9 protein-coding genes are annotated in these 12317 nt (G+C 60.1%); 1 reads left to right on the top strand and 8 read right to left on the bottom strand.

Translation table 11 applies throughout. The annotated features are described in order from the left end of the window. Positions 1 to 34: 34 nt before the first annotated feature. From ACPPVP_RS35960 to ACPPVP_RS35970, 3 genes are all read right to left on the bottom strand, one after another. The gene (locus tag ACPPVP_RS35960) at positions 35 to 301 is read right to left on the bottom strand and encodes a hypothetical protein (RefSeq protein WP_426528289.1); all 267 of its coding nucleotides are present in this window, start codon (positions 299 to 301) and stop codon (positions 35 to 37) included. 256 nt (positions 302 to 557) lie between these two features. Next, positions 558 to 2519, bottom strand: coding sequence for an alpha/beta fold hydrolase (locus ACPPVP_RS35965; protein WP_426528290.1), 1962 nt, complete (start codon positions 2517 to 2519; stop codon positions 558 to 560). Between the two features lie 292 nt (positions 2520 to 2811). Next, the gene (locus tag ACPPVP_RS35970) at positions 2812 to 4074 is read right to left on the bottom strand and encodes an SMP-30/gluconolactonase/LRE family protein (protein ID WP_426528291.1); all 1263 of its coding nucleotides are present in this window, start codon (positions 4072 to 4074) and stop codon (positions 2812 to 2814) included. Positions 4075 to 4348: 274 nt separating this feature from the next. On the opposite strand from ACPPVP_RS35970, the gene ACPPVP_RS35975 reads away from it, so the two are divergent. Next, positions 4349 to 5659 (top strand): serine hydrolase domain-containing protein, encoded by a 1311-nt coding sequence (locus ACPPVP_RS35975; RefSeq protein WP_426538233.1) that lies wholly within the window; start codon positions 4349 to 4351, stop codon positions 5657 to 5659. A 13-nt stretch (positions 5660 to 5672) separates the two neighbouring features. Here ACPPVP_RS35975 and ACPPVP_RS35980 read toward each other — a convergent pair whose 3' ends face one another. The 5 genes from ACPPVP_RS35980 to ACPPVP_RS36000 all read right to left on the bottom strand — a co-directional run bounded on the left by ACPPVP_RS35980 (position 5673) and on the right by ACPPVP_RS36000 (position 12215). Beyond that, a complete protein-coding gene (locus ACPPVP_RS35980) occupies positions 5673 to 6449 on the bottom strand; it encodes a potassium channel family protein (RefSeq protein WP_426528292.1) in 777 nt (258 codons plus the stop codon). An 86-nt stretch (positions 6450 to 6535) separates the two neighbouring features. Then, a complete protein-coding gene (locus ACPPVP_RS35985; RefSeq protein ID WP_426528293.1) occupies positions 6536 to 7531 on the bottom strand; it encodes a L,D-transpeptidase family protein in 996 nt (331 codons plus the stop codon). Between the two features lie 152 nt (positions 7532 to 7683). Next, positions 7684 to 8307 carry a flavin reductase family protein gene (locus ACPPVP_RS35990; protein ID WP_426528294.1) on the bottom strand — a complete coding sequence of 208 codons (624 nt, stop codon included), beginning with the start codon at positions 8305 to 8307 and terminating at the stop codon, positions 7684 to 7686. A gap of 142 nt (positions 8308 to 8449) precedes the next feature. Beyond that, on the bottom strand, positions 8450 to 9055 hold the full coding sequence (locus tag ACPPVP_RS35995; RefSeq protein ID WP_426528295.1) for a TetR/AcrR family transcriptional regulator: 606 nt from the start codon (positions 9053 to 9055) through the stop codon (positions 8450 to 8452). Positions 9056 to 9074: 19 nt separating this feature from the next. After that, a complete protein-coding gene (locus tag ACPPVP_RS36000; protein WP_426528296.1) occupies positions 9075 to 12215 on the bottom strand; it encodes an efflux RND transporter permease subunit in 3141 nt (1046 codons plus the stop codon). Positions 12216 to 12317: the final 102 nt, after the last annotated feature.

Genomic DNA, 12317 nt, shown 5'->3' on the forward strand with positions numbered 1-12317 from the left:
ATGACGCGTAGAGAGATCGCGGCAGACCCAGCCGTTACGAATCGCGCTTGTTGCGTCGCCGCTCATTGGGGACGAACACGGCAAACACCTCTCTAACGCGAACGGCAGGCGTGACATCCCGGGTAAAGCGAAGCTCCTCGGTCGTCCGGGTTTCCTCCACGCGAGGCGCGTAGAGCGCGCTGCCGTACAGCGATCCGTCAAACCGCAAATTGCTCTCGTCGTCGGTGAGATAGGCATTCGAAATAAACAGAAGAACAAACAGCGCCGATCCTACGACGGTAAAATATTTGAATATGGGCATTGGTACACACGCCTCTCCCTTGCTTGAAAAGGAGGGTGCACCACGCGCCATAAAAGCAGGGTTTAGACCTGCCCGGCTTTTGCCGGAGCGGTTGGTTGGAGGTTGCCAATTTATGACGAATTTTAACTAACCAGGGCGCGTACCCATAAAACCCGGTTCGGTAAGCGCTACCCGCCGAATGCCCGCCTCCTGAACCCGGACATTGCCCGACGCAGTCGGCACTTCGCGCAGGTGTCGAAGCTGCCTTGAAGACAAATCATTGTTTCGGAGGAACTCCATCCTTCCAATCGGCGCTGGACGCGTCCAATAATTGAAGCAAAAGTTTCGCGCGATCGGGCGCCTTGGCTTCTATGGCCGCCTGCTTCTGCTGTCTCCATTCCATGTCCGCGAGATACCTGGTCATCCAATCCGCAAAAGTTTTCTTCGGATCCGCGCCAAGCTCCATTCCAAGCGTCTGGCTGAAGACATATTCGATGGTGATCAAATATCGTAATAGCCCCGTCGTCCGGTCCAAAAGTGCGGGCTCACGACAGTACGCGTCAAAAGCCAGACTTACTGTTTCTTCCAGATTTCCCTCTTTCTTCAGCAGACGCTTGGCGAGCTCCAGCTGGCTTTCAGGCGCGTTACCCGAATCGCGCAACCTGATGCGATAGGGAATTTCCTTGATATAGTCGTCCGCGCCTTCCCTACTCACCGAGAAAGGATACTTCGCGCGGAAGCGTTCGAACAAATCCTCCGCTTCCTCATACTGTCCCAGCTGAAAGGTATACCACGCGACGTCGTAGGCTACTCCTTCAGCCAACACGGAACGGGGTGACTTTTCCAGAAAGTCGTGGCTCGCCGCAAGCAGTTCGCGGAGCGCCTTGTCTCTGGCGGCGGATCGCTCGGCCGGTATCACGCTGTTCATCGTTTTCAGTGCTTCAGCGGCGTCCGCCTCCGAACGCGGAATCTTCCTTGCGAGCCGGCCAAATAGCGAAAGCACCACCGTATCTATCTGGTCCTCATCCAACGCCTCGACGCCACGCTGCTCCATTTCGTCGAGCGCATGCGTGAGGCCCTCGAATGCGCGTTTGTATGCGAAGGTTTTTAGCTTGCAGTACGATACGCGTTCCTTGACTTGTATTGCCGTGAGGAGATTGGCCGGGCCTGGAATTCGATCAGCCACCTGACCGTCCGGCCCTCGAACCACTGTTGAGCTATAGTAAAGTGAAAACATATCTCCTGTTGCGGTACCGTCGGCGCTCCCGATATCGAGCACGAACAGCGCCTGGTTGAACAATTTATCAATGAACTCGTGAGCAGCATCTTCATTCCCTTCCGCCGCTGCAACGAAATCAGCCGCGCCCGGCCCGTCCCTGATCTCGACGAGGGAACATTCCGACTGTCTCTCGATCGCCTGCAACTGTGCCATGAACCACGCAAGACGTGTATCTCTGGGGCCTGCCGGCTTAATGAGTTGGGAGTGGCTCGAGGCGATCTTCAGCACGAATTTTTCGGGAAGCGAATTAATGCCGCTCTGCGGCGCGACCCAATAGTCCTTGATGCTGATGATCGCGCGTTCGTGCACGGTCAGCTTATTGCCTGGAGCGCCCGGAAACGGACTAATGCGTGAGTTCCAGAAGACCTGCAGGTTGGCGAGGCTTTCGCTGAATGCACGCAGGAACGCGAGATCGGGGGAAAAGAGCGTACTAAGGGCGGTCACCCGGTCGGATCCGTGATTGGGTGTTCCATAGGTAAAAAGGCTGTGCAGGCGCATCGCAGCCGCCATATCGACCTCATGCAGGTGACGGAACGCAAGCTTGCAAACCAGACCACCCATGCTGTGGCCGACGAGTACGTACGAGTCGTAGCGCTCCTGGTCGACGAGGGTCATTTGAATGGCGCTCGCAAGCACTTCAGCCCAAGCCTCGACTCGCGGCAGCCGTTGGAATGGAATCAGCCTGCTGACCACCGAGGTTTGATAATTGAACAGGGCGAAGTCGAACGCCTGGAGCTCGCGCTCCGGAAAGGCTTCAGTGAGAAAAGGCAACCACGCCGTCGCGCCGCTGTTCAACCCATGCACGAAAACGATGATGCGCTTCTCTTGAGCGTCATCGAGAACGCTGGTGCGTTTTATTTGCAGCAGGAGCGGCCGATCCGCCAATGCTTTATGAACTTCGTCCATGGACCATTCGCTGAGCGTCACCTGACGCAATGGAATGTCGGAAGGTGTGGCCATGAGCTCCTCCTCCGGGTCCGGATAGTTGGCAGCTCGCTCCTGTCTGGTATGGAGCGACGGTAACTCGCCTGCCTTTCGAGCGAATGTGAAGCGCCTCACACGTTGCATAAATTCCGGGTGTAGCGGAGCAGTTGCTGGCAGGTGGAACAGGCACACCAGCAAGACAAGCGGCTCGTCTTCATCTGCAAACCCCGCCTGATAAAGATTTGGGCGGGCACGTTGTCAAAAGCGATCAAGCGCCGGCGGGTCGCGCCGGCGCTTGATTATTGTATCCCGCGAAGTGCAAAGCGAACTAGCCTGGTCCCGCGCCCTGCGTGGCGGTGTACACGGCGTAGAGCGACTGGCTCGCGGCCATGAACAGACGGTTGCGCTTGGGGCCGCCGAAGGTGACGTTGCCGCACACCTCGGGCAGGCGGATGCGGCCGAGCAGCTTGCCTTCCGGCGACCACACCGTTACGCCGCTGTAGCCGACGGCGCGGCCGGCATTGCTGGCGGCCCAGACGTTGCCGTTGACGTCGCAACGCATGCCGTCCGGTCCGCATTTCACGCCATCGACCATGAAATCGCTGAACCGCTTCTGGTTGCTGAGCTTGTTGTCGGCGCCGACATCGAACACGAACATGTCGCCACTGCCGCCTGCGCCGGTGTCGCCCGGCCCCTTGCCGGTCGAGGCGACATACAGCTTCTTGTAGTCGGGCGAGAAACAGAGGCCGTTGGGATCGGGCACCTGCGCCTCGGTCACCACGAGGTCGACGCGGCCGGAGGGATCGATGCGATAGCAATTGGTCGGCAGTTCGCGCTTGCCCGGCACGAAGCCGGCCGGCTGGCCGATCCGCGGATTGAGCTTGCCGCCGGGATTGGTCGCGCCTCCCGCGATGTCGGGTTCGCCTTCATAGAGCTGGCCACCGTAGGGCGGGTCAGTGAACCAGTAGCTGCCGTCCGGATGCGCGACGACATCGTTCGGCGAATTGAGTTTCTTGCCGCCGAAATTGTCGGCCAGCACGGTCGCGGTGCCGTCGTGCTCATAGCGCACCACGCGGCGGGTGAGATGTTCGCAGGAGAGCTGGCGGCCCTGGAAATCGAACGAGTTGCCGTTGCTGTTGTTCGACGGCGTGCGGAAGACGCTGACGTGACCGTCGTCCTCCGACCATCGCATTTGCCGGTTATTGGGAATGTCGCTCCACAGAAGGTAGCGCCCCTGCGCGCTCCAGGCCGGCCCCTCGGCCCACAACAGCCCGGTGTGGAGGCGCTTGATCGCCGTGTTGGGCTGGGCGAGGTCATTGAACGATGGGTCGACCGCGATGATATCCGGGTCCCAGAAATAGGTGGTCGGCGCGCCACGCGGACTGAAATCGCGCGGCGGGTTGGTGATCGTCGACGGCGGCGCCACCGGGCCGGGTTGAGGGCTGGTCAGGGGTGTCTGGGCCAGCGCTGCGCTTGCTCCCGCCACGGTGGCGCCGGCGCATACCGCCAGACCGTGGACAAGCGTTCGTCGTGATATCGTGGTTTCCGGATCGCACTGCTGTTCTGGATCGCGCCGCTCTTGGCGTGTCATCGCATCCTCCCAATATGTTCACCGGCCGTTGATTCAGCCTGGCAACCTGAGGTTAATCCGGACCGCGTCCGGTTGCGAGAGCTGCTTTCAATTCCGCTCCCGGATCAAACCTGCTGTCGAAAAATGGCATTACGTCGTCCAACGCATGCCTGACGCTCCGCCATCTCAGCGCTTGGGGCGATTGCCCACATGGCGACAAAGTGGTCGACGTGTTAGTCACTCCCCGGTTTTCCGAGCTCTCCGCAATTCAATCTGTCCGCAGGACAAACCAGCGATGAAGACGCGGACTCAACAGATATTGCATTGCACCGCGGTATCGCGCGCCGGTCGGCTTCTTGCTGCGACCTTGTCATTGGCGATCTGGACCAACGCGGCCGCGGCCGGACAGGCCGCCAACATCCCCGCCCCGTCTCCAGACAAGCTCGAGCGCATCACCGAATTTTTCAACAATGAGGTGGCGACCGGGAAATTGCCGGGCGCCGTCGTGTTGATCCAGCAGCATGGCAAGCCGGTCTATCTGAAATGTTTCGGCGTCCAGGATGTCGCAACCAAAATTCCGATGACACCAGACACGATCTTCGCGCTTCATTCGATGACAAAGCCGATCACCAGTGTCGCGGCGATGATGCTGATCGACGCGGGCAAGCTCTCGCTTGCCGATCCCGTGTCCAAATTCATTCCCGGGTTTTCCGACGCGAAAGTAGGCGTCGGTTCAGGCACTCCTGACGGCGAGAGCGCTCTAAAGCTTGTGCCGGCAGATCGGCCGGTGACCATCATGGACCTGCTGCGCCATACGTCAGGCATTACGTACGACTATATCGGTGGCAAGCTGATCATGAAGGCCTATTCGGAATCGGGCCTTTTTAATGAGCAATACAACAACGAGGTGTTTGCCGATCGCATCGCCAAATTACCCTTGGCGCGGCAACCCGGGACGCTTTGGCGTTATGGACATTCAACCGATGTTCTCGGGCGCATCATTGAGATCGTCTCCGGACAGACGCTCTATCAATTCGAAAGGCAGTACATCTTCGAGCCTCTCGGCATGGCCAGCACGAAATTTGTGCTGGAAAGTTCCGACGAACGGGCGCGGATGGCGGAGCCGCTGCCAAGCGATACCATCCTGAAACTCGCGGAGGCCCAACGTCGCGCCCATCCGGAATGGGAGTCCGGCGGCGGCGGATTGGTCTCGTCCCTGACCGACTACGCCCGTTTTGCCCAGATGGTCCTGGGCGGCGGGCAATTCGACGGCGAACGGTACCTCAGCCCGGCTGCATTCAAGGCGATGACGTCAGACCATATCGGGCCTGGTTCAGGCGTTGCGCGGGATTATTACTACTTTCCCGGCGATGGCTTTGGCTACGGCTATGGCTTTGCGGTGCGTACTGATCCAGGAAATGCCAAACCACCGCCGCCTGGTTCGATCGGCGAGCTTAAATGGGATAGCGGCAGCGGCACTTATTTCGGGGTCGATCCAAAGCTGGACATGATTTACATCCTGCTGGAGCAGACCCAGAACGAACGTGGACGCATCACGCCCGCATTCAGGAAGCTGGTCTACGACGCGTTCGCCACGGACAAATGATCCGACTGCCCTGCTACGTAAAACCTTCGTCAGGAATATTCAACACCTGACCGCACGCCTTGCAGTGCACGGCATCGCTGTCGTGGCGCTGCAGTCCACAGGTCGGACAAGCAAACCGCACTTTGTGGGGTGAGAGCAGCACGCGGGCCAGATTGAAGAACAGCGTTACGCCGAAAATCATGATGACCACGGTGATCATGCGGCCGGTCGTTCCCGGCAGGGTGATGTCGCCAAAGCCCGTTGTCGTCAGCGCCGTCACCGTGAAATACAGTGCGTCCGCATAGTTCGCGATCTGCGGGTTGCGAAACTTCTGCGTTTCATAAACGATCGCGGTCATCACGAAGATGAATACCGCAAGGTTGGTGACGGCAAAGATCACTTCCTCATTGCGCCGGAAGAACGTGCTGTCTTCGCGCAGTCGGGCCAGCATCCGGTAGTCGCGCAGCAACCGCAACGTTCGCAAAACCCGCAGGAAGCCGCCGGCTTCGCCGGCAAGAGGCGCAAGGAATGAAATAATCGCGACAATGTCGGTCCAGGTCGAAAAGCGGGTAAACTCGAGCAGCCGATGCCGGCTGACGAGCAGTCGCGCGGAAAAGTCCGCGAGCATCACGACGCCGAACATCACATCGAGCGATTCGGTGACATCGTTGGAAGGGAGAAATGAAGTCGCGATGATAAACAGAACGGTTACGATATCGAATGCCAGCAGCGCGTAGCGGAAGCGAACACCTTGCGGCGTTGCGCCTTCGTAAAGACGTCGAACGGCCTTCCGGGTTGCGGCAAACGACATGGCGCCATCTTCGCCGCTCGCGTGCGCCATTGCAAATGATGGTTGATGGCGGCGGAAACTTCAATTTCGGAAAACCGCCCAGGAGGTCACTTCTTGTTCGCCGCCGCGTGCTCGATGAACGCGACCTCGGTGCCCTTCTTCAGCAGCTTCGCCAGTTTGTCGACGTCCCAGTTGGTCAGGCGCACGCAGCCGTGCGATTCCGACTTGCTGACCTTCGAGGGGTTCGGCGTGCCGTAAATGCCATAGCTCTCCGATGAAAGCCCGATCCAATGTGTGCCTGCCGGGTTGTTGGGACCGGGGTTGATCGTGAAGGCTTCTTTGGATTTGACGCCCTTGAACTTGTAGTCCGGATTGTAGCGGTAATTCGGTCGCGCATCGATCGAGGTGACTTTGAGCACGCCGCTTGGGGTCGGCTTCTCGTCGCTTCCGACGCTCGCCGGGAAGAAGGCGAGCAGTTCGCCGGCCTTTCCGAAGGCCTTTACCGTCTGGGCATCCTTGTCGACTTCGAGGCGTGCGACGGCTTGCTTGGCCTCCTTTTTCATGACGTTCACGATCGAAATCGTCTGGCCGGCCTCGTCAAATTTCTTGCCGGGGTTAAGAGCTTCAAGAAGCGCTTCGCTCATGTGAAATTTTTCGGCAATCGCCTCGCGCGGACTGGTGTAGTCCAGCGACTTGAGCCCTTTCATATCTTCCATTTTTGCGGGGAGCTTTTCCAGAAACGGTCCCTTCGCGTCTTTCTCGGTGATCTTGTAGTCGACGACGACGGGATCGGAACTGGCGGCCAACAAGGCGGCCCAGATTTCAGGCGTGAGCGGCTGCTTGCCAACGGGCAAGCCTTTGGCTTCGCCGAACGCCTTGAGCGCCTTCTCGGCGTTCTCGCCAAGCTTGCCGTCGATCTCCCCGGGAGAAAAATTGGCGCGGTCGAGCAGAACCTGCGCCTTGACGACGACCGGATCTATTCGGTCATCGGCCGGCGGCTTGCCTTTGAACTCCGCGTTGTTGACCGCCGCCGCATCGGGGCCTGCGAAGGCCGGAGGAACGAGACAGGCAAGCAGCACCAGCCCGGCGAGTAAGCGGATCATTGGCAATCTCCGAAACAACATCTGATAAGGAGTTGGACGGCTCGGAGTTCCCGAAGTCGTAGCCCGGGTGAAGCGAAGCGCAACCCAGGGCCAGCCCGTCCGGAGAAAGATCCCGGGTTTCGCTTCGCTTCACCCGGGCTGCATTGAGTAGCTCAATCCGGCCGGATCATCTCGAACATGTTTTCCGGCTTGATCTCAAAATAGTCGCCGCGGCGGCCGGCCCGGACGATCGGATGAGCCAGCCCGGTCTGGTAGACGCCGTCCTGGATGAAGGCCTTGTCGATGTGGACGGCGACGACTTCGCCCAGCGTCAGCCAGGCCTGCGCCTTGTCGCCATTGGCACCCTGCAACTGGATGATCTGCGTCACCTTGCATTCGAACGCAACCGGGCTTTCCGCCACGCGGGGCACGTTGACGAGCTTGCAGGGCGCAGCGGTAAGTCCGGCGATCTCGAACTCATCGACATCGCGGGCAACGTGCGCCGCGGTCGCGTTCATCTGCTTCGCCAGATCCATGGTAGCGAGATTCCAGACGAATTCGCCGGTATCCTGGATATTGCCCGCGCTGTCCTTCCAGTTCGTCGAGGAGAAGCCGATGATCGGCGGGTGATAGGCGAAGGCGTTAAAAAAGCTGTATGGCGCCAGATTGACATTGCCGCTGCCGTCGCGCGAGGAAATCCACCCGATCGGGCGCGGAGCGATGATGGCGTTGAAGGGGTCGTGCTTGAGGCCGTGGCCGTTCTTCGGCTCGTAGAAATGCAGGTCTTTTGCGGTCACGCCGGAATTTTCCTTATTTTTCGTAGCCCGGATGGAGCGAAGCGTAATCCGGGACTCTCGCAAGTGGCCAGAGTCGTCCCGGATTACGCTTCGCTCCATCCGGGCTACGAAGTTCGGGATAGCCGGTCAAGTGGCGAACAATTCAATTCGCCTTGCGCGGCTCGAGGGCCCGGAAAAGGAAATCAGTCATCTGATCGATCGTTGCGGTGGGCTTGTTGGCGGCCTGCGCGATCATCTGCGGGTGGAAGAAGCGGATCATGCCCGTGCAGGTGCAGAGCGCTGCCAACGGCAGGTCAGGCGCCTCGAACTCGCCGGATGCTACGCCCTGCGCGATCACCTGGCCGATGATGCCGGTGATACATTCGATATGGGCAACGCAGACGTCCCAGTCCTCCTCCATCGCAATCGCGACCATCTCGTGCAGCTTATTATCGCCGACATAGCGCTCCGAGTTCATCCGATTGACGGTCTTTAGCAACTCGCGCAGGCGCGGCTTCGCCGGACCGGGTTGGGCCACGATCCGCCGCGCCTCGACCTCGACCTCACCCATCAGCGTCCGCGCCACGCCTTCGTGAATCGCCTTCTTCGAATCGAAGAAGCGATAGACGTTGGCGGGACTCATCCGCAGTTCTTTGGCGATGTCGGCGACCGTGGTCTTCTGGTAGCCGATCTGCCGGAACAGACGCTCCGCCACCACGAGAATCCTTTCCCGGGTGTCAGTCTCGACGTGTTCCGAAATCAGCGTCATGTCAGTACTCAATGTTCAATTATTCTGCGGCGTCGGCAAGCGGAATTGCGTGCGGACCCTTGATCTGATGTTGCGGCGCAAGATCAGGCTGCTCGGCCTGGCCGCTTTCTTCCAGGCTCCTCCTGAACCACAGGGCGTAAAGACCCGGCAAGTACAGCAAGGTCAGGAAGGTTGCAACAAACAATCCGCCCATGATGGTGATCGCCATCGGGCCCCAGAAGGCCGAGCGCGATAGCGGAATCATGGCGAGAATCGCCGCCAGCGCCGTCAGCACCACTGGCCGCGCACGCCGGACGGTGGCCTCGACGATGGCCTCCTTGCGCGTCAGACCCTGAGAGACATCCGCCTCGATCTGATCAACCAGAATAACCGCGTTGCGCATGATCATGCCGGCCAGCGCGATCAGGCCGAGCAGCGCCACGAAGCCGAACGGCTGGTTGGCAACATTGAGGCCGAACGAAGCACCGACAATGCCGAGCGGCGCGGTCAGGAAGACCAGCAACAGACGCGAGAAGCTCTGAAGCTGGATCATCAGCAGCGTCAGCATCACCATGACCATCAGCGGAAACAGCACGAAGATCGAGGCGTTGCCCTTGGCGGATTCCTCGAATGCGCCGCCCGGCTCGATCCGGTAAGCGGGTTCGAGATGGTCGCGGATCTCCTTCAGCTTGGGCCAGATCTGGCTTGTGACATCGGGTGCCTGGACACCATCGACGACGTCGGTGCGGACCGTGATCGCCATGTCGCGGTTACGCCGCCACATGATCGGCTCCTCATGAGAATACTCGATCTTGGCGATCTGTTGCAGCGGCACGGCAACACCATTGCGTGACGTCACAGTGAGGTCACCGACGCTACCGAGATCGAGCCGTTCGGACGGGACGGCACGCGCGACCACGCCAACCTTCTCAATGCCGTCACGGATGGTGGTGACCTGCGCGCCCGAGATCAGCATGGCGAGTGCCTGCGAGACGTCCTGCGGGGTCAGGCCGAGCGCGCGGGCACGGTCCTGATCCACCACGAGCTTCAGGTAAGGCGACTGCTCATTCCAGTCGAGCTGCGGCTCCACCACGTTCGAATTCTGCCTCATGACGTCGCGCACCTTGTAGGCGATGTCGCGCACGGTGTTGGCGTCGGGGCCGATCACGCGGAATTGCACCGGGAAACCGACCGGTGGGCCGAAATTGAAGCGGTCGACGCGCACCCGGGCTTCGTTCAGATCGCCCTCAGCGACTGCCTTCTCCAGCCGCGCCTTGATCCGCTCGCGGGCTTCGACGTCCTTGGAGACGATCACGATCTCGGCAAACGCCTCGTTCGGCAGCTGCGGATTGAGGCCGAGCCAGAAGCGCGGCGAACCCTGGCCGACATAGGAAGTATAGGTCGCTATATCCTTGTCGTCCTTCAGCAGCGCCTCGGCCTTCTTCACGGATTTTTCCGTGACGTTGAAAGCGGTGCCTTCCGGCAGGCGCAGCTGCAGGAACAGTTCGGGCCGCTCGGACAGCGGGAAGAACTGCTGCTGCACGTGCCCGAAGCCAACGATCGAAAGCGCGAACACGCCGACGGTTGCCAGCACGACCTTGACCCGGTGATCGACGCACCATTGCACGACGGCGCGAAGGCCACGATACATCCGTGTCTCATAGATCGCGTGCGGATCGTGGTTGTGGTGCACCTTGATGTTCGGCAGCAGCTTGACGCCAATATAGGGCGTGAAGATCACCGCCACGAACCAGGAAGCAACCAGCGCGATCGCCACGATCCAGAAGATACCGCCGGCATATTCGCCGACCGCAGAATTGGCAAAGCCGATGGGGAGGAAGCCAGCGGCCGTGACCAGCGTTCCCGTGAGCATCGGAAACGCAGTTGATTCCCAGGCAAAGGAGGCCGCGCGCATGCGGTCCCAGCCCTGTTCCATCTTCACCACCATCATCTCAACCGCGATGATCGCGTCGTCGACCAGAAGGCCGAGCGCGATGATCAGCGCGCCGAGCGTGATGCGATGCAAATCGATCGACATCGCGTTCATGACGATGAAGACGATGGCGAGCACCAGCGGCACCGACATCGCGACCACGATGCCCGTGCGCCAGCCGAGCGCCACGAATGAGACGAACAGCACTATCGCGAGCGCCTCGATGAAGGAATGCACGAACTCGCCGACGGCGCGCTCGACCACCTTCGGCTGGTCGGCGATCTGCTCGACCTCGATGCCCTGCGGCACGGCCTTCATGAAATCGTTGGTCGCTTTCTCGACCTCTTTGCCGAGTTCGAGGATGTTGGCACCCTTGGCGGTGACCACGCCGATGCCGAGCGCGGGCTTGCCTTCCTGGCGGGCGACGAAGGTGGGGGGATCGACGAAGCCATGCGTGACGGTTGCGATGTCGCCGAGCCGGAACACACGGCCGTTGCTTTCGACCGGGCTTTCGGCCACCGCCTTGACGCCGTCGAGCGCGCCGGTAACGCGCAGCGGCACGCGCTGCGAGGACGTTTCCACCGTGCCGGCCGGCGTGACGTTGTTCTGTTTGGCCAGCGAATCGAACAGCGCCTGCGGCGTGATGCCGAGCGTCGCCAGCTTGGCGTGCGAGAACTCGACGAAGATGCGCTCTTCCTGGGTGCCGTAGAGATTGACCTTGGTGACGCCGGTCACCTTCAACAGCCGCTGGCGCATGCCTTCGGCGGCTTTCTTCAGCTGCGCATAGTCGGCGCCGTCCCCGGTCATCATGTAGAGAATGGAATCGACGTCGGAGAATTCGTCGTTGACGGTCGGCCCGAGCAGGCCTGCGGGCAACTGGCCCTGCACGTCGGCGAGCTTCTTGCGCAACAGGTAAAACAGATAGGGCACGTCCTTTGGCGGGGTCGAATCCTTGAACGTGACCTGCATCGCCGTGAACGACGGTTTTGAATAAGTCTGCACCTTCTCGAAGAACGGCAACTCTTGCAGCTTCTTCTCGATGGGGTCGGCGACCTGGGTCTGCATTTCCTGCGCGGTCGCGCCCGGCCAGATCGCCGAGACGTTGACCACCTTCACGGTGAAGAAAGGATCCTCGGCGCGGCCAAGCCGCTGGTAGGAGAAGAAGCCGGCGGCGCCCAGCATGATCATCAGGAACAGGATCAGGGTCGGATGGCTCACCGCCCAGCCCGAGAGATTGAAGCGCTTCATGTCACTCTCCAACTTCAAAATCTGTTTGCGTTTCCAGCGTCATTGCCTGCGACAAACGCGAAGCGTTTGCGCAAGGGAGCGAAGCGACGAAGCAATCCACAC

This window comes from Bradyrhizobium sp. McL0615, from assembly GCF_049993905.1.
Taxonomy (GTDB): Bacteria; Pseudomonadota; Alphaproteobacteria; order Rhizobiales; family Xanthobacteraceae; genus Bradyrhizobium.